This is a genomic window from Hallerella porci (genome assembly GCF_003148885.1).
GTDB classification, from domain to species: domain Bacteria; phylum Fibrobacterota; class Fibrobacteria; order Fibrobacterales; family Fibrobacteraceae; genus Hallerella; species Hallerella porci.
Genome location: NZ_QGHD01000040.1, coordinates 1 through 17,280 on the forward strand (window position 1 = coordinate 1; position 17,280 = coordinate 17,280).

Annotated in this window: 23 protein-coding genes and 3 pseudogenes; 11 read left to right on the forward strand and 15 right to left on the reverse strand. The window is 36.3% G+C overall.

What is annotated here, in order from left to right:
• Nucleotides 1-218: 218 nt before the first annotated feature.
• Together B0H50_RS12105 and B0H50_RS12110 are read left to right on the forward strand one after the other, a co-directional pair.
• Nucleotides 219-524, forward strand: a complete 306-nt coding sequence (locus B0H50_RS12105; protein ID WP_109587842.1) for a hypothetical protein — start codon at nt 219-221, stop codon at nt 522-524.
• Between the two features lie 8 nt (nt 525-532).
• Nucleotides 533-1,264: a hypothetical protein gene (locus tag B0H50_RS12110; RefSeq protein WP_109587843.1), complete on the forward strand. Its 732-nt coding sequence runs from the start codon at nt 533-535 to the stop codon at nt 1,262-1,264.
• 57 nt (nt 1,265-1,321) lie between these two features.
• Here the strand turns inward: B0H50_RS12110 and B0H50_RS12115 are convergent, their stop codons facing one another.
• The 3 genes from B0H50_RS12115 to B0H50_RS12125 are packed head-to-tail and all read right to left on the reverse strand — an operon-like array spanning nt 1,322 to nt 2,091.
• A complete protein-coding gene (locus B0H50_RS12115; RefSeq protein WP_106197917.1) occupies nt 1,322-1,606 on the reverse strand; it encodes a DUF4160 domain-containing protein in 285 nt (94 codons plus the stop codon).
• Nucleotides 1,599-1,820, reverse strand: coding sequence for a DUF7723 family protein (locus B0H50_RS12120; RefSeq protein ID WP_199219638.1), 222 nt, complete (start codon nt 1,818-1,820; stop codon nt 1,599-1,601). The genes B0H50_RS12115 and B0H50_RS12120 overlap by 8 nt, the downstream gene beginning before the upstream one ends.
• Entirely contained in the window at nt 1,801-2,091 is a 291-nt protein-coding gene (locus B0H50_RS12125) for a DUF7724 family protein (protein WP_106197940.1), read from the reverse strand. The genes B0H50_RS12120 and B0H50_RS12125 overlap by 20 nt, the downstream gene beginning before the upstream one ends.
• 369 nt (nt 2,092-2,460) lie before the next feature.
• Here B0H50_RS12125 and B0H50_RS12130 point away from each other — a divergent pair, with 369 nt between their 5' ends.
• From B0H50_RS12130 to B0H50_RS12160, 7 genes and pseudogenes are all read left to right on the forward strand, one after another.
• Nucleotides 2,461-2,874, forward strand: coding sequence for a DUF4418 family protein (locus B0H50_RS12130; protein ID WP_106197916.1), 414 nt, complete (start codon nt 2,461-2,463; stop codon nt 2,872-2,874).
• On the forward strand, nt 2,855-3,991 hold the full coding sequence (locus tag B0H50_RS12135) for an ABC transporter permease (RefSeq protein ID WP_158275924.1): 1,137 nt from the start codon (nt 2,855-2,857) through the stop codon (nt 3,989-3,991). The genes B0H50_RS12130 and B0H50_RS12135 overlap by 20 nt, the downstream gene beginning before the upstream one ends.
• A 5-nt stretch (nt 3,992-3,996) precedes the next feature.
• Nucleotides 3,997-4,692, forward strand: coding sequence for an ABC transporter ATP-binding protein (locus B0H50_RS12140; RefSeq protein ID WP_106197914.1), 696 nt, complete (start codon nt 3,997-3,999; stop codon nt 4,690-4,692).
• 248 nt (nt 4,693-4,940) lie between these two features.
• Nucleotides 4,941-5,417: pseudogene (locus tag B0H50_RS12145) on the forward strand (PLP-dependent transferase); the annotation flags it as partial.
• Between the two features lie 2 nt (nt 5,418-5,419).
• Nucleotides 5,420-6,331: a PLP-dependent cysteine synthase family protein gene (locus B0H50_RS12150; RefSeq protein WP_109587845.1), complete on the forward strand. Its 912-nt coding sequence runs from the start codon at nt 5,420-5,422 to the stop codon at nt 6,329-6,331.
• A 179-nt stretch (nt 6,332-6,510) separates the two neighbouring features.
• Nucleotides 6,511-7,068, forward strand: coding sequence for a carboxymuconolactone decarboxylase family protein (locus B0H50_RS12155; protein ID WP_109587846.1), 558 nt, complete (start codon nt 6,511-6,513; stop codon nt 7,066-7,068).
• 87 nt (nt 7,069-7,155) lie between these two features.
• A complete protein-coding gene (locus B0H50_RS12160) occupies nt 7,156-8,190 on the forward strand; it encodes an ABC transporter substrate-binding protein (protein WP_199219639.1) in 1,035 nt (344 codons plus the stop codon).
• Between the two features lie 23 nt (nt 8,191-8,213).
• Here the strand turns inward: B0H50_RS12160 and B0H50_RS13515 are convergent, their stop codons facing one another.
• Genes B0H50_RS13515 through B0H50_RS12175 form a run of 4 tightly spaced genes read right to left on the reverse strand, consistent with a single transcriptional unit; the run spans nt 8,214 to nt 11,617 of the window.
• Nucleotides 8,214-8,552: a LysR family transcriptional regulator substrate-binding protein gene (locus tag B0H50_RS13515; RefSeq protein WP_199191860.1), complete on the reverse strand. Its 339-nt coding sequence runs from the start codon at nt 8,550-8,552 to the stop codon at nt 8,214-8,216.
• Nucleotides 8,494-9,102 (reverse strand): LysR family transcriptional regulator, encoded by a 609-nt coding sequence (locus tag B0H50_RS12165; protein WP_199219640.1) that lies wholly within the window; start codon nt 9,100-9,102, stop codon nt 8,494-8,496. Before B0H50_RS12165 ends, B0H50_RS13515 begins: the two co-directional genes overlap by 59 nt.
• Nucleotides 9,103-9,111: 9 nt before the next feature.
• A complete protein-coding gene (locus B0H50_RS12170; RefSeq protein WP_106197911.1) occupies nt 9,112-9,831 on the reverse strand; it encodes a hypothetical protein in 720 nt (239 codons plus the stop codon).
• Complete coding sequence (locus tag B0H50_RS12175) at nt 9,815-11,617, reverse strand: TaqI-like C-terminal specificity domain-containing protein (protein WP_106197910.1); 1,803 nt, start codon at nt 11,615-11,617, stop codon at nt 9,815-9,817. Before B0H50_RS12175 ends, B0H50_RS12170 begins: the two co-directional genes overlap by 17 nt.
• A gap of 210 nt (nt 11,618-11,827) precedes the next feature.
• On the opposite strand from B0H50_RS12175, the gene B0H50_RS12180 reads away from it, so the two are divergent.
• Nucleotides 11,828-13,072, forward strand: a complete 1,245-nt coding sequence (locus B0H50_RS12180; RefSeq protein WP_269843936.1) for an MFS transporter — start codon at nt 11,828-11,830, stop codon at nt 13,070-13,072.
• Here the strand turns inward: B0H50_RS12180 and B0H50_RS12185 are convergent.
• The 5 genes and pseudogenes from B0H50_RS12185 to B0H50_RS12200 all read right to left on the reverse strand — a co-directional run bounded on the left by B0H50_RS12185 (nt 13,003) and on the right by B0H50_RS12200 (nt 15,401).
• Entirely contained in the window at nt 13,003-14,283 is a 1,281-nt protein-coding gene (locus tag B0H50_RS12185) for an ATP-binding protein (protein WP_106197908.1), read from the reverse strand. The two genes, B0H50_RS12180 and B0H50_RS12185, sit on opposite strands and share 70 nt — an antisense overlap.
• Nucleotides 14,284-14,431: 148 nt before the next feature.
• The gene (locus tag B0H50_RS12190; protein ID WP_109587847.1) at nt 14,432-14,785 is read right to left on the reverse strand and encodes a helix-turn-helix domain-containing protein; all 354 of its coding nucleotides are present in this window, start codon (nt 14,783-14,785) and stop codon (nt 14,432-14,434) included.
• A gap of 8 nt (nt 14,786-14,793) precedes the next feature.
• On the reverse strand, nt 14,794-14,919 hold the full coding sequence (locus B0H50_RS13830; protein WP_269843937.1) for an RNA 2'-phosphotransferase family protein: 126 nt from the start codon (nt 14,917-14,919) through the stop codon (nt 14,794-14,796).
• Between the two features lie 9 nt (nt 14,920-14,928).
• Nucleotides 14,929-15,009: pseudogene (locus B0H50_RS13920) on the reverse strand (RNA 2'-phosphotransferase); the annotation flags it as partial.
• The gene (locus B0H50_RS12200) at nt 15,006-15,401 is read right to left on the reverse strand and encodes a hypothetical protein (RefSeq protein WP_146129125.1); all 396 of its coding nucleotides are present in this window, start codon (nt 15,399-15,401) and stop codon (nt 15,006-15,008) included. The gene B0H50_RS12200 and the pseudogene B0H50_RS13920, both read right to left, overlap by 4 nt.
• 158 nt (nt 15,402-15,559) lie before the next feature.
• On the opposite strand from B0H50_RS12200, the pseudogene B0H50_RS13925 reads away from it, so the two are divergent.
• Nucleotides 15,560-15,664: pseudogene (locus B0H50_RS13925) on the forward strand (GNAT family N-acetyltransferase); the annotation flags it as partial.
• An 82-nt stretch (nt 15,665-15,746) separates the two neighbouring features.
• Here B0H50_RS13925 and B0H50_RS12205 read toward each other — a convergent pair.
• The 3 genes from B0H50_RS12205 to B0H50_RS12215 form a co-directional block, all read right to left on the reverse strand.
• Nucleotides 15,747-16,409 carry a DUF4417 domain-containing protein gene (locus tag B0H50_RS12205; RefSeq protein ID WP_109587848.1) on the reverse strand — a complete coding sequence of 221 codons (663 nt, stop codon included), beginning with the start codon at nt 16,407-16,409 and terminating at the stop codon, nt 15,747-15,749.
• A 154-nt stretch (nt 16,410-16,563) separates the two neighbouring features.
• Nucleotides 16,564-16,893, reverse strand: coding sequence for a hypothetical protein (locus B0H50_RS12210; protein ID WP_109587849.1), 330 nt, complete (start codon nt 16,891-16,893; stop codon nt 16,564-16,566).
• Nucleotides 16,894-16,902: 9 nt separating this feature from the next.
• The gene (locus B0H50_RS12215) at nt 16,903-17,100 is read right to left on the reverse strand and encodes an EndoU domain-containing protein (RefSeq protein ID WP_269843938.1); all 198 of its coding nucleotides are present in this window, start codon (nt 17,098-17,100) and stop codon (nt 16,903-16,905) included.
• Between the last annotated feature and the right edge of the window lie 180 nt (nt 17,101-17,280).

The window sequence follows — 17,280 nt, forward strand, 5'->3', positions numbered from 1 at the left end:
TGGCGACATGCTCAATGCAAAGCTTGCAGCAGCGGCGTTCAACTTCAAGAGGGCCATGAGGCGCTTTTTTGTCCTGTTGGAATGGCTATACTGTTGCTTCCTTTGCCGGGAAGGGGTGAATAAAAACGGCGAACCTCCTTATCCTGCGCTCGCGAAGTGACTTTTTAAGGGACGACTATGTTAAGCATGCCATTGAAATTCCAATCACCTACCGATTTATGATTGCAAATAAAAGTAGATGGACTCCATTTTTTATCGCTTCAACAACGATTCGCAAACCATTATTTGGTTTCTTTGAAAGTAAAGTAAAAACAGATGGTTCAGAAACTGTTGTTAGTAAAGAATTTACAGATGACTTTAATATTAACAACTGGGAACTTTTTTTTCATTTGGGCTCTGGTATAGAATGGAATCAAAAATATTCAGTTGAATTAAAGTATGGTGGAGGTGCAAATTCTGGAAGTCCCGCTATAGAACCGACTGGTGATTTTGGGTTCCAGATTCAATCCAATATTCTTTGGTAGAGGTTTTTATGAAGAAATTTTTAATCGTTTTATCATCTGCAATTTTCTTTTTTGGATGCAGTGCCAATGAACCTTTTTCGGGATTAAATGAAATAGAAGAAAATGCAGATCGTGCTCTCAATGAGCTTAAGTCAAGTTCTTCTAACACCTATTATAATGACGATTGCGATTACTACGGCTCATGTTCGAGCAGTTCGTATTCTAGATATTATTATTCGTCTTCGTATAATTCTTGGGAAAACTGTTACTATTACGGTATCGGTTGCTCAAGCAGTTCTAGCAAATATTATTATTCGTCATCTTCGGTAACGGCGTATTTGACGGAAAAGAAAATTTTGAATTTTCAATTTACTTCGTATGAGCAACTCATTGAAAGTTGTGAAACGTTGGGAAAATTCAGCGATTGCGACCCGATTGTCAAATTTGATATTATTTATAAAGATAGAAATGAAACCGTTTTAAGAACAAAAGCGACTGGAACATTGCTCTCGGGAGAAGATCTTGCAAAATGGACGGGGAAGAAAACTGTTCGCGATACAGTCCCCATTGGAACTGCGATGATTTATGTTAAACCCTACGTTTATGACGCAGATCCTTTGGTCAATGAAAGTTTATCTTCGGGATATTCATACGGGCGAACAAATATTGGCTATTTAGAAAATGAGGAAGTCATCAAACAAAGCGATTATGAAAATGAAGATGTTGCTTTGGAATGGTATTGGTATTTGACAGATTATTAAAATTGGGAATGCGCCTTCGTGGCGCATTTTCTATTGATAGGGGGAAAATTTCATCATCTATTTTTCGTTTTCAAAAAATCCATTTTTGCTGTATTCAGACCATTTGATATACATATCTTTGTAATTGTCTTTAATAAAACTTTGAATTTTTGCAATTTCTCTATCGTTTAAAATTCCGCGATTTTGTAAAATGCTATCACCATTTTCTTTAACAAAAAATTTTGCGGATCCTTTTTCTGTGAGAAATTTATCGCTTGCATGAACATGCATGCATTCAATAATGCAAAAAGAGGTGAAATATAAATAATAGCCAGTGACTTTAAATTCAAAATATTTAGGCATGGCTAGTTTCCATATATTTTTTGTTTTTCAAGAAATAATCTTTTACAATTTGAATTTCAATGTCATCCATTGAAGTTTCTAAGACATTGCCATTTGAATCAATGACTAAAGCGTGTTCAGGTTTATTTAAATTCAAAACTCGATAATTTTCGTTATTTTGAGTAAAGGCATATCCATTTACAATCATATCTGCATTATCTGCGATTTTCTTCAATTTTGTGTTTTCCAATTTTCACCTCTTTAATTGGTTTTAGAAATTGATTGCTTTCAATATACAAATCTTCAAGAATTGGGATTAAGTCAATGTATTCTTCTTCGGGGTTTGCGTTGTGCTTATATTTCGCCATTACGACAAGGTAACCATTATTCCATTCCTTAATTTGTGTGTAATACTCTAAAGAATAAGGACTTCTGAAGCGAATTTTGTAATCGCCATACGAAAATATCGTAAAGTGCTGATCGTTACTTAAAATGGCGCAATCCATCATAAATCCTACTTTCTTAGCTAAATATAAGACTCTTTAGAGTGAATGTCAAATCGAGTTAAGCAAGGAAAAATGAGAAGGGGGAAATTTCCCCAATCTCATTTGAATTCTACGAAGCTTTCTTTCCCGTTGACGGTGACTTTGTATTTGCCTTTGAAGCCGCGGAATTTTACGACGCCGTCTTTGTCTGCTTTTGCAGAAAGCAGAAACATTCGTTGTCCATTTGTTGTGCCATAAATCGTAAATGACTTTTGCGGTGGTTTTATCGCAGATTATAGATTTATCCTATAACTAAATATCTAAAAATAGTATTGGACGAAATCTTGCGCGCTTTTTACATTCAACGAAAATTTTAACGAGAAGGTTTCTGTGAAAAATCGAATTTTATTTGCCGTTTTATTTTTTGCTTTTGGAATTCTCATCGCACTGTTGACGCAATTTGTGCTGCCGTTTTGTGCAAGTGAAAATGGAATGCGTTGCTACGATTCTAAAATCGCAGATTTTATTTTAGGCATTTTGATTGCATTATGGAGTGCTGTAACTTTTTTCATTCATCGAGAAAAAATTCGCGCATCATTTTTCATTTTTATCGCAGCGTTAAATTTATTGGTCGCGTTTATTCCTTCGTGGATTGTGGGAACTTGCCCTAAAATTCACATGCCTTGTCATGCGATTGCTGCGCCGATTTTATTGGTATTAGGAATTTTATTTGCTGCGATTTCTTTGGGCAATGCAATTTATTTATTCAAGTCCAGGAGAAAAAATGAAATTATCCAAAAATGATTATTTGCTTTTTGCCTTGATTGCGTTTCTCGCTTCGATTTTATTTTCGGGACTTTTATTTTCGTCTAGTTTAGATGCGGGACTTTCGAAATTTTCTTCGCGCTTCGGTGCCGATGTCATTGTATTTCCGCAAGGTTCTGCGATTCCCAAAAATGGAATTCTTTTACAAGGCGATTTGAAAACAGCCAATTTGCCGCAGGAACTTTTGCATTTTATTCGAACGCAAAATGGAATTCAAAAGGCGACGCCGCAATTATTCTTTTCTTCGTTAGGCGCGAGTTGCTGCGAAAAGAAAGTGAACATTATTGGCTTTGATCCGAAAAGTGATTTTGTGATTCAGCCGTGGATTGCAAAAAAATTCGGAAAAGAAATTCCGTCGAATGCGTTAATCGTCGGCAGCGATATTCAAATCAATGCCGAAAAATCGATTCGATTTTTTGATGAAGAATTTGAAATTGCTGCGAGCTTAGAACCGCTTGGAAATAGCTTAGATCAAGCTGTCTTCGCGACGATTGAAACCGTAGAAAAAATCAAAGCTGCCGCGAAAAAGAAAGGCTTTCAATTCGACGAAACGGAAACGGGAATTTCAGCGATTTTAATCAAGACGAATGAAAATTTTGACGGGAAAAAATTTTCGCAAAATGTGCATTCGCATTTTGATGGCATTCAAATTGCATCGAAAAAAGAAATGTTTTCCGAAATTGTGAAAACGGTGAATTTATTTCAAGTCATTTCATATGCGCTGATTATTTTATTTTTAGCGATTGCGTTTGGCTGCATTTTGATTGTCTTTTCGCTTTTTATTCAAGAACGCAAAGAAGAATTGAAAGTGATTTATCTTGTAGGCGGCAGTAAAAGTCTAATAAAAAAATTAGTGGCAATTCGAGTTTTCAAAGGAAGCCTCGCGGGAAGTTTTCTCGGCATTCTTTTTGGCGTTTTGTTGACATTTCCATTTCGCATTGCACTTAGCGATTACTTTGGATTTTCACTCACTTTGTCTCATTCATTTTCTTTCTTTCTGATTCTTTTGACTGCATTTTTCATTCCTATTTTCGCGGCGGAATTTGCGGTTTGGATTCATTTTCGTCGTCTTGTAAAACAATTTAATTGGGGGTAAAATCCATGCTTGTCGCTCAGAATTTATCGAAAATTTTTCATCGAAAAAAGGATTCTTTTTATGCGGTAAAGAATGCGAATCTCACTTTATTTGACGGGGATTTTGTTTCGGTCTTTGGCGAATCGGGAAGTGGAAAAAGTACACTTCTTAAAATGCTCTCCGGAATGATTTCGCCATCCGAAGGAAATATTTTATGGAATCAAGAATCGTATTTTGCGCATGATGATATTTGGCGGGCAGAGCTGCGCAATGAATTTATCGGAATTATTCCGCAAGAAATTTTTCTTTTGAACGATTTGACGGTTTTGCAAAATGTTCTTTTGCCGCGGACAATTGCAAAAAATTTTAAAAAGACGCGAAGCGCATTAAGTGCAAATGCCTACGCGATTTCTTTATTAGAAAGATTAGGCGTTGCGCATTTAGCAAATGAATTTGCACAAAATTTATCGGGCGGAGAAATTCGTCGCATCGCTTTTGCGCGGGCGTTGATGAATGAACCGCAAATCATTATTGCCGACGAACCGACAAGTAATTTAGACGATGAAAATTCTCGATTGATTTTAAAAATTTTTCAAGAAGAATCGCAAAAAGGAAATATAGTAATCGTCGCCACTCACGATGAAATTTTGAAAAATATTTCCCAGCGAATTTACTTTATGAAACGCGGCGTTTTAAGCGAAGTGGATAGTTTAAATCTATAACTAATCATCTAAAAATAGTATAAGCAAAAACCCTTGCGGATTGCGATTTCTTCTTTTATTTTTGCTCTCGTCAAAATCAAAAAAGGTGGTTCATGATGATGAGACGATGTTCATTTTAACTTGTAAAACTTCGCGATAAATTTTTATCGCATTAAACTTTTCACCATTTTTTAAAGGAATTTTTCATGTCTCATTTTAACTACATCGAAACCAATTTAATTCACGCAGGAATTGACGGCGATAAAACAACGGGCGCAGTCCTTGGACCATTTGATTCGTTCTTGCTCATTCGCGGAATTAAAACTCTTGGCGTACGCTTGGATCGTCATGTGGAAAATGCGGAAAGAATTGCCGAAGAATTGCAGAAAAATTCAGCGGTGAAAAAAATTTATTATCCCGGATTGAAAACGGCGCAAGGTTATGAAATCAACAAGCGTCAAGCAAAAAATGGCGGCGCAATGATTTCGTTTGAGTTGTATGAAAATTACGACATCAAGAAATTCTTCAAGAGTTTAAAACTCATTTCGCTTGCAGAAAGTTTGGGCGGCGTTGAAAGTTTAGTCTGCCATCCCGCTTCGATGACGCATGCGTCGATTCCCAAAGAAATCCGTGAAAAAGTGGGAATCACCGACGGCTTAATTCGTTTGTCTGTAGGCATTGAAAAAGTTGAAGATATTTTAGACGATTTGAATGCTGCCATTTTAGCTTCGAAAAAGGAGGCGTAAAAATGCACTATTATAATTCGACGCAAGATTTGATTGGGCACACGCCTCTTGTAAAATTAAACCATGTCGGAAATTTTACCGGCGTCAATTTATTTGCCAAATTAGAACTTTGGAATCCTGCGGGAAGCGTAAAAGATCGCACCGGAAAATTTATGGTCGAAGACGCTTTTAAAGCGGGAACGTTAAAAGTCGGCGGCACCATTGTCGAAGCTACCGCAGGAAACATGGGCTTAGGCATTGCTTTTGCCGCTTTGAATAAAGGCGTAAAAGTGATATTTGTCGTGCCAACGAAATTTTCAGAAGAAAAGAAAATTTTGATGAAAGCGTTGGGTGCAGAAATTATTAGCACGCCGCGCGAAGAAGGCATGCTCGGCGCAGAACGCAAATCGAATGAATTGATTGAAAAAATTCCGGGCGCGATTTCGTTACGCCAATTTCACAATCCGAGTAATCCCAAAGCGCATTACGAAACAACGGGACCAGAGATCTTTGAAGATTTAGATGGTCACGTGGATTATTTAGTTGCAGCTGCAGGAAGCGGCGGCACTTTCGCAGGAATTGTCAAATTCTTGAAAGAAAAAAATCCAAACATCCAAGGAATTTTAGCAGACCCAATCGGCTCTACAATGGGCGGCGGCGAACATTCCGATTATAATCTCGAAGGCATTGGAAATGATTTTGTGCCCGAAACGATGAACATGAATTTGGTCGATGAAGTTATCAAAATTTCGGACGATGAAGCGTTTGAGGGCTCTCGGGAACTCGCTTCAAAAGAAGGAATTTTTGCGGGTTCTTCATCGGGAGCGGCATTCGCTGCTGCCAAAAAATTGATTGCCCAAGGCGCAAAAGGAAATGTTGTATTTATTTTGCCCGATCGCGGCGACAGATATTTTTCGAAAAATCTCTATCGTTAAAAGGTGAGGTTATAGGAAAAATTGATATCGCAGCATAAAAAGATAGTATTGGACAACGCAAAATTTTGCATCTATATTTTGCCTGTCAAAAGACAAAAACAGTAACTCAAATTTTTAACAAACATCCATTCCTTTAACAAATGATACAAGATGACTTGTACCTTTAGGAGAATATTACCATGGCAAGAGTCAAATTCATTGAATCGGTTGAAGAAGCTCAAGGTAAAGCAAAAGAAGCTTATACGAAACTCGTTGATGCTGGAAAAATCACGAACATGAAACGCGCCTTGTTGCAAGATTATGCGACATACGAAGCGTATATGGCTTGGTATGTTTCGTGGAATCGTTTAGTCGAAGTGGTAGGACTTCGCGCGGCAACGATTTATGCGCATGCGATTTCAACAACAAATAGTTGCCAACTTTGCTCGCTCTTTTTCATCAGCGATTTAAAAGCTTTAGGAATTGATCCGAAAAATTTTGAAACCGATGAAAAAGAAAAAGCGTTGATTGAACTCGCACATCAAATTGTGAAAGATCCCACCAAAGTGAGCGATGCGCAAATTGATGAACTGAAAAAGTTTTTCAGCGATCCTGAATTAGTTGCAGTTGTTGGTTTTGCTGGCCAAATGATTGCGACGAATAATTTTAATTCCGTCTTCAAAATCGATGTGGATAAGCGCTTGATTCCAATTCAAGGAGAATTTAAGCCCGCGACTTGGCGCGAAAATATCAAGTAAAATTCCTTACAGCAGGAGCCTTCGGAAAATCGATATCCAGTCTCGAGGGCTCCTTTTTCATTTTTTTGGATTGACAAAGGATGCTTCATGAATACACAGAAACTGAAAATTTTTTTGACCTTATTTGTTTCGATATTTTTTGTATTTGCTTTAAACGCTTGTGAAAAATCAAAAGCAGAAAATAAAGAAAATGGAAATGCAAAATTCAAATTTGGAAACGTAGAATTGCCCGTTTTAGATGGCGCATTATGCGGGGCACCTTTTTTTGTGGCAAAAGAAAAAGGATTTTTTGCCGACGAAGGAATTGGTGCGACGTTAATTGCGGCTGACGGCGAGACGCGTAAACTCGGACTTTCCAAAGGTACTTATCCGCTGACCAATTCCGATTTTCAATTTTTCCAAGCGATTGAAAATGGAGTCGATATAAAAATTGTCGATGGCATTCATATCGGCTGCATTAAAATTTTGGTGAAAAAAGGTTCGCCTTTAAAAACAGCAAAAGATTTGCTCGGCAAAAAAATCGCAGTCGATGAAATCGGCGGAACGCCTCATCAAGCGGCAAGTTTGTGGCTTTCGGTAAATGGCGTTTCGACAAAACCCGAAGATAATCAAGTGACCTTTTTACCGTATGCCGATGGAAACTTAGCGCTTGCCGCTCTTGCGCAAGGTCAAATTGATGCCGCAGCCATTTGGGATCCTCTTGCGTCATCGTATGAAAAAGCGGGCAAAGCCGATGTGATTTTAGATATTGCAACGGATCCTGTTTTTGCCGGGCGTTACTGCTGCTTTATTTATGTTTCGGCAAAAGTTTTGCACGAAGAACCTGAAAAAATCAAAGCGTTATTGCGAGCATTACATCGCGCCGAAGCGTGGATTTCAAAACATCCCGAAGAAACGGTGGACATTATCGCCGAAGGAAAATATTCCGAAATCGAAGACAAAGAATTAGCGGTAAAACTCATTAAGGATTACGTTTACACCTCGGAAGAAGAACGGAAAAAATTAGGCAGAGATGTGAAAGGTGATTTAAAATACTTCAGCGAACAACTTCATCAAATCGGATACTTGCAAAAAGACGCAGACGAATTTGTGAAAAATGTCTTTGAAGAAATCCAAAATTAAAAATGCAATTTCGGTTGCATCAATTATCCGAGATCGCCCTTGTGTTGCAGCAAATATTCAATAAAATATTTGCTTGCAATCGGGAGCGATTCCCAATCTTTATAAGCGACGGCTAATTTTCGAAAAACGGGCGGCACAATTTCGCGGCAAACGATTCGAAAATTATTTCGCTTTGTCATGAGCTCTGCCAAGATGCTTACGCCAAGGCCCGCTTCAACCATTGTCATAATCGCGTAATCGTCGTGAATCGTATATTTGATATTCGGTTTTAATTTTGCTTTAGCAAACGCTTCTAAGGGCTCGCTAAATTTTCCTTCTTCGAGTAAAATAAAAGGCGATTTTGTAAGTTCTTCTAGCGGCACATTTTTTCTGCTTTGCAAAGGGATGATTTTTCGGAAGAACCGCAAGCATCTCGCCTTCTTTTACAATTCGCATTTCTAAATCGCGAATTTCTTGAATTGCAGAAACCGCTTCGGGCGAGACAAATCCAAAATCCACTTCACCATTTTTTATCCATTCCGAAATCAAAGAATAATCACCTTGATGAAATAAAAATTGCACCTTCGGATATTTTTCTTGAAAACCTTTGATGAGTTTTGGCTTCCAATGACAAGTGATCGAAGAAATTGTTCCGACTCGAATAATTCCGGTTTCAAGTCCTTTGATTTCGTTTGCCTTTTCTTGCATCGCGCGATATTGCAAAATCGAGCGTTCAATATACGGATAAAGTTCTTCGCCTTCGTGCGTTAATTTGACGCCATTTCGGCTTCGCATTAAAAGTTTAATTCCGAGTTCACTTTCCAAAGACGCAATCATTTGACTAATCGAAGATTGCGTGTGATAAAGCGCATAAGCAGCTTTTGAAAAACTGCCCAGTTCTAAAATTTTTTGTAAAGCTAAGTAGCGTAGCATCTCGGAAAATTACTTTTTTGATTTTTCAATAATTTTGGAAAGAATATCGCGAACAGAAACTTCGTAAGGTTCAAATTCTTTCACATTCTTTTCGGTTATCCATAATTGACCTTCGCCATTATTTCCGCGATGTTGCCCTTTTGAATAATACTTATGATTTTGGACTTCGTCATTTGATAAAACCCAATAGCGAATTTTATCGGTCCATACGCCAATCCATACAAATACATCGCAACAAGAAGGTTTAATTTGTTGAAAATTCATATCAAATGATTTTTTAGAATGAGAAGAAAGCGCTTTCATCACTAAAGGTTCTTTGCTGTCTTTGTCCACCGCTCGCGAAGCTTTGACTTCAATTTTAATTCCTTCGTACCAGAAATCATATTCTCCAGAATAATTTTTGTCTAATGATTTTTTTGGCTTTTGCAATTCTGGAACAATTACATTTAGATGATTTTGTGCCCAAGTTTCTCCAAAAGTTCTTGGGGCGGTAATTTCAAAAATGTATAAATATTTATTTCGGTCTAAATATTCGTTTCGAATGTCTAAGTATTGTTCTAAGGAGATCGTTTTTGAATCAATTAAATGAGTGATAATGTATTCAAATTTATTGAATGGATAAATAGAATATAGATGCTCTAAAAAGTCATCGTTTAAGTCGGATTTGTTTTTATAATTTTTGTTAATTTTTTGAATTTGTGCGTTCAATTCTTTAGTTAAAATTTCCATAGACTGTTTCCTTGATATAGTTAATTTGTTCTTGATTTAATTTGTAAAAAGCAAATATAAAATTATCAATTTCGGATATTTTTGAATCATTTCCATTTAGAATTTCATCGACAAATTTTGCTAAAGTTTTATCGTCTTTCTCTGAAATTTCAGGGAAAGGCAACTGCATTAAATTTCCTTTTAAAATTTTGATTCCACCAAAAAGTTTCAAATATAAAAATTGAAATAATGATGAATTTAAAAATGCCATCACCGTTTTTATGCTCATGTGTGGCACATTGGGAATTAAAATATTTGCACTATTCAAAAATAAACTTTGAGAATTATCATAAGCAAATACGAGTTTTTTAGAAATAAATTTATAGACGATTTTTTCTTTTGCTCTATAAATTTCATCTTTAGCAACTTGCTGTAATTCACCTCGATTGTAAATGATATATTTTTTTGCAGGCTTTAAAAGATAAGCTTGAATTTCTTTTCCTGTGTAAATTTTTTCGGAACCTTGAAACCATTCATCTTTCAATTTATCGTGATTTCCACCTGTTACAATTCCCAAAGCCCAAATGCTGTCGTTTAAAAAATAGTGTCCTTTTTCTTTTGCTACGCACACGATTTCTGCGTCAAAATTTGAGAGTAAATTGAAAACATAGTTTTCGGTTGTTGTAAATGTTTTAACTTTTACAATTCGTTTTTCATTATTTTGAAAAACTTCAATCGTTTCTTGAGCGGGAGTATTTTTACATTCAATATCAACATATTTTGTAACAACGCCAGAAAAGGAGTTCCCGTAAATGGTGATGCTAGAAAGACAAGTGTGGTTTAAAATAAATTTTCGAATATCTTGATGAACTTTTACATTTAAAATGGCTTCGGGAAATAGAAAACGAATAATTCCATCTTTTTTTAATTGACTGAATGCTTTTACAAAGAAACAGGAAAATGTTTCTTTTGACGTAATTTCAAATTCTTCACAATAAGAATTATCCATTGCGCCCCAAGGCGGATTGGTGGCTATGTAATCAAATTTTTTTCCAAAAATTTCTTGCTGAGAAAAAAGTGAATTCCCTTGTAAAAAATCAAGATGATAAATTTGCGGAATAAATTCAAAATTTTTGTATTTGAGTAATAAATTTATTTTTGCAATAAGTACGGCGATTTTATCTTGATCGCATCCAAAAATTAAATTCGGATTTTGCACATTGATATTTAATAAAAATGCGCCACTTCCACAACAAGGATCCAAAAAAGTTTGATTTTTTGAAAAATCAAATTCTCGAATCATATTTTCAACAATTGATTTTGGCGTGTAATACGAACCGATAATATTCTTTTTGCCTTCTTGCAAATAAGACTGATAAACTAATCCCAAAATATCAAATTCATTTTTTGGAATCTGAATTTTATTTAAGGCTGTTATCGGTTTAATTTCATTGTAATCATGAAGAACTTTTTGAATATGCTCTTGTGAAAATAGATTAGCGTCTTTGAGAAGTGTTTCTGCCATTGTATAAATCACAGCAAAAATATCCCAGTGATTTTCATCAATCAAATCTAAAAGCGATTGTAAAAATGAGATGTTTTCTGAATGAGAAATATATTCGACTGGAAGAATTCTTTTTGATGATTTCCGTTTATTGGCTCGAGTCGTTAAACGGGATTCTAAGTGGGTGTTTAATCTCTTCCAATTTCTCGCTGTGGCATTTGAAATTTTAAAAGAGCCTGCATGAAAAAAAGTCGCCGACTCTACTTCGTTCGAATTTTCGCTAGTGTTGAAATCGTCCATCATCGTTATCTAATATAAATAATTGAAGAACATCTTGGTCTTTTTCTGCGAAAAATGGCTGTCATTTTGCACGTAGCATCTATTAAATTTCCTAATAATTCTATTTAAATTATTCGTTTTACTTATTTAGCAATTTAGCTTATATTTTAGGCGAAAAAGAAGAAAATAAAAAATCAAGAATGAAAAATGAAACAATGTGATATACAAAAATCCATGCCTTCTTTCTTTTTGTTGATTTTGGGCGCGTGCCTTTTATTTGGCGCATCAATTGGAATCCGCATGAATTATGGGATTCTTTTGAATGCATACGCATCGCAAGGAAATGTTCCTTACGATCAAATTAGTTTGGTCATTGCCGTGGGCGAACTCATTTACGGCATTTCGCAGCCGATTTTTGGAATCCTTGCGATGAAAAAATCCAACGCATTCATTTTAAAAATCGGGCTTTGTTTACTTGCCGCAGGATTTTTAAGTTCATCGGTGATGCGCTCAGGAATAGCGCTCGTATTCACTTTTGGCATTTGTCTTTCGGCAGGAACAGGCGCCGTGTGCTTCGGCATGATTATGGGCGCGATTTCAAAATTTGTTCCGAAAAGTAAAGCCGCGATGGCATCGGGAATTGTAAACGCGAGTAATGGCGTCATCAGCTCTGCGCTTTCGCCTGTGATGCAAAGTTTGCTTGCAACTTTGGGAATCACAAAAGCGATGTGCATTTTAAGTACGCCGTATTTCATTTTAATGCCTGTCGCATTTTGGTTTGCGCACATTCATTTCCAGATTTCAAAAGGTGAAATTCAAAATAAAATTGAAAATCAAGAAAGCGTTTTGAAAATTATCAAAAATGCCTTTGCCGATAACGATTTCAAATTTTTGTGTTTGGGATTTGCGACGTGCGGATTTCACATGTCTTTAATTCAAAATCATTTTTTCTCGCAAATTATTTCGTATGGCTTGGGAGAAAAAATCGCTGTGCTCGCTTACATTATTTTTGGAATCGCGACGATGGCGGGCGACCTTTTGTGCGGCATTTTATGCTCCAAAATTTCCATGAAAAATTCGCTTTCGATTTTATATGGATTGCGCGCTATAATCGTTATCGCCTTTATTTTCTTTGCGCCCAAAAATGCGGCGAGCATTATTCTTTTTGCAATCGCAACGGGCCTTACCGGAGATGCCTCGGTGACTCCGACAAGTGAAATCATCAATCAAAAATACGGAGCCGTTCGCTTAGCATTTTTATTCGGACTCGTTTTCGTGTGTCATCAAATCGGAGCGTTTACAAGCACTTATTTAGCCGGGAAACTCGTCGCCCTCACGCAAAGTTACAACACCACGTGGATTCTCGATTTAATTTTATGCGCAATCGCAGCAAGCATAAGCTTTAAAATTCAAGGGAAGAATGAATCGTTTAGCAAAAAATCCTTTAATGAAAGGCGTAAAAATCCATTGTCATCGTAATGGCGAGGAATTCTGTCATAAGTGATAATGATTTTTTGAAAAGAATCATGAATCGCTAAAAGCGATGCTTTTTCTTGATGCTCTTTTTCTATGCTATCTAATTTATATGCAGATTGGATATAATATGTCTGATTTCCTTTTTTAGCAATAAAATCAACTTCAAGTTGTTTCCTTTGACTTTTTCCATTTATTTTTGAATAGTCTTCAACAATACCAACATCAACTTGAAAGCCTCTCACCAGCAATTCATTATAAATCAAATTTTCCATTAAGTGAGTAATTTCAAATTGTCGAAATCCAATTTTCGCATTGCGAAGACCGGTATCGACAAAGTAAAATTTTGAATTGGCGCCAATATATTTTCGCCCTTTAACATCGTAACGAAGAGTTTCAGAAATGATGAAAGAATCTTTTAAAAATCCAATGTGATTGGCAATAGTTTTTTGGCTGTAGATGAGGTTGGATTTGCTTTTAAAAGTTGCTGATATTTTTGATGGATTTGTAAAAGAGCCTATGGCAGAAGCTAAAACATTTACAAGGGTATCTAATTCTTTTTCACTTTTTAGAGAGTAACGCTCCAAAATATCTTTAAGATAAATTTCATCAAATAGCGATGTTAAATATTTTGTTTTTTCAATATCTGATTTTAAAAGTTGGACATACGGCATTCCACCATACATCAAATATTCTGAAAGTAAATCTTCAAAATCACCTTTTTTATAATCGTAAAATTCTTTGAATGACAGCGGTCTCACATGAATTTCATCGCCGCGCCCGCGAAATTCAGTTAATACATCGGATGACAATAATTTTGAATTGCTGCCTGTTACATAGGTATCCACATTTTCGTGTTTTAAAAGTCCATTTAACACTTCATAAAACGAAACAGAATCATTTTCAACATAGGGATTTTTCACTTTTTTGCAAAATTGAATTTCATCGATGAATACATAATAATTCAAATTGTCTTTAATTTGGGAACGGATATATTCGCCTAATTTAAGAGGGTTTCTGTAGGCTAAAAAATCGGTGTCATCAAGTTGAATGCAGATAATGTGGTCTGAAGAAACCCCTAGGTCTAATAATTTTTGCTTATACAGATTGAACAAAAGGTAAGATTTTCCAGAACGTCTCACCCCGGTAATTACTTTGATGAGGTGATTGTCTTTTTTGTTCAGCAGCTGCTCTAAGTATTTCTTCCGTTCAATCATTTTCACTCCATTTTTTTGTAGAAATCTACATTTTTATGGAGTACAAAGGGCTGATTTTGCTGTTTTTGTCCCTTTCTACTCCATTTTTTTGTAGAAATCTACATTTTTATGGAGTGGAATCAGGCATCTCGTCAATAGCTACGAAAAGTTAAAACTTGAAAAATTCTGCGGGGTCTGTTCCAAACGCATTTCCAAGCTTCACAGCCATTTTTCGTGAAACTGCACGCCGTGCATTTTCTAAATCGCAGACAACTTGCACAGAAACATCCAGTTTTTGGGCAAGGTCAGATTGAGTCCATCCACGCATATCGCGATTGATAAAAATAGCCTCTGCGGGCGATGTATTTTCGCGAACTTCTGTAAGTTCAGGAATTTCTTCGGGAGTATAAGAATCTTTTTCGATTTCTACACCGCCAAAATTTTCCTTCAAAAAATCAATAAGCGACTGCGGAATCTTTTTCGCACGAACTTCAATATGGGGCTTTTTCGCGACTGCCAACATAATAAACCTCAACGATAAACAATAGAAATAAATTCCTTCGGAAGTTCCTTGCAAAGCCAGACTTTATCATTTCCGATATAAAATTGCACGCCCGATTTTTGCGCAGCGGCTGCATCGATTTTTAAAAGGATCACAAATCCCTATTCATCAAGTTCTAATTCATATTCCCAAGGCGCATGGCGAAGCGCATAAGAAATTTCTTTGGAAAGCTCGACTAAGTTCATTTTGATTCCTCCAGTTTTTGAAGATCACTATCGTAATACCAGCAAGTGGATTTTCTGTCACCATAATCAACCATATAGCGAAAACATTCTCTAGAAAAATGATATGTGACACTGTATACGCGTCCTATCTTATTTTTTGCAGGGATGCATACTCTATCATTTGTAATATATGTGGGCTTTCCAATGACTGCAAAACCATCCCTTTTAATTTCAATCGTTTTATAACCGATTGATTCATTCGTTGATTGAATGGTTAAAATGTCACCCTTTTCTTGAACAACAATGAAATGACCGTACCACCACCCACCTGTTTTCCAATCAACGGATTCTTTGAAAGGTGATAGAACATATTCGCGATCCTTAATATAACCATAGAAATGAAATAATGTCATTTGTTCCTCCATTTAGATTTTCTTGCAAAGACAGACTTCGGTAATGAAGATAGTATTTTTTCTGCCTCTGGAAGCGATTGTTCATTTGGTTTATAGTGTCCACTGTTTGTGTTTATGCTGAATATTTCTCCACCACGAATATCAATGATGCCTGCACATTTCACAAAAGCGGCTATAAATTTCACACGTGGTATGATATGATTTGGATGGAAAAATTAATCGGCGAACATCGAGAAGCGAAACCGGTGAAATTTGGGGAATGAAAAACGAAGACGATTCAAAATGGAATTAAAGAAAGCCGCCCGAAAGGACGGCTTTTTCTCATTGAGCTTGTGCGGTTATTTGTCAGTGGTTTGCATGATGTTCTTTATCCCAATTGTCAAATCGTATAAATTTTGGATCGTAGGGTAAATTGCAGAAAACATCTTTTGGCATAGAACCATAGACGACAACAATTTGTGGGTGAAGAATATTTAGCATTTCAATCACACCAAGATGCATCAACCGTTTTTCGTCTTGAGTTTGGCAACAGCCGTAAGTGCCAATAGAAACAATGGAATTTTTAGGAATGCCAACGAATGCGATTGCTTCGGGTAATTCACTTGTTGTGAATGTTCTTTCATCACCCCATCGAACATTTGGAATTTGGTAAAGTCCACATCGCTGAATATAACTTGCATTTCTTCGAGATAAGAAAATGTTTGCAATTTGTGCGCATAGGGGCGCTTCCACCAAAACGGAATTGTCAGGAGAAATTATTCCTGGGTGAAGCGATAGTTCTGAAATGAAATTTTCAGGATGATTTGTGAATTTTTGGTAATGAGCTTCATGCTCGTAAAAGTGGACGAAGCGACTGGAATCTTTGTTCCTTTTTAAAAAGGGAATTAACCCGGTCGGTTCAATCATTTTTTCCAAGGGCTTTAAATATGGAATTTCAAAAATTCCATCAAAGAAAGCGTTTTCGAGTAATTCAGGGCGTAAGCCGTCATCAAATGCATTGATACGCATATTTATTCCTTTTGTAAAAAAGTTTTACTTGTTTTTTGTGAATAGATATGCTAAATTAGTGCCTAAGTTAGTCGTTAACTAAGATTTGCATTAGCATATCTGGGATTGGATTCAAGTAGGCTGTTCGCTGCAACCATCTTGAATCCATTCTTTTTTATAAAGCTAGCTCTGCTGATTCTATATCAACAGCGATAGATTGCTTTACATCATCAGGCATTTTTTCGTAGATTCGATGAAGAGCGGCAACGAATTCTTTGGACTTAGTTTTGTGAACTATGTTTTCAAAAATTTCGCCAGTCCACATAATTTCATTTGGGCTACAAACATTTTCAAGAAAATCAATCGTTTCATGGATATCTTTTGTCAGCATATCTATCAATTTGTTCCAGCACATTTCAATGCCGTAGTCCCAATTATCTTGGCTTTCATCTGCAATTCTTTTGCGCTCTGCAATAATTGCTTTGTATTCTTCGATATTAATCATTTTTAATCCTTAAGGTTGAATTATATCAGGAAAGGCTGTTGCAATTTGTCCGTTCGTTTTCATAACCCCCACACGGACGCCTTTATATGTTCCGAATATAGTTAATCCGTCTGGAGCATTGCGGTTTCTGTATAATCGAGCAACATGTTCTGCCGCTCGCTTAATCTTCTTTTCATTCCAAGATGATGGAAACCATGTTTGGCCGATACCAAATTGTTTGTGCTTTTGACTCTATCCATAAAACTGTGTCATTCACCACCAAGCATCATTTGAAAAATGATGTAAATTGAGGAACTATGATGACACACGAAGAATATAAAGAGATGATCAAAAAAGCAGCATCTCAGTTCAAAACAGGAAAGCCAATTTTTGGCAAAGACGGAGCAT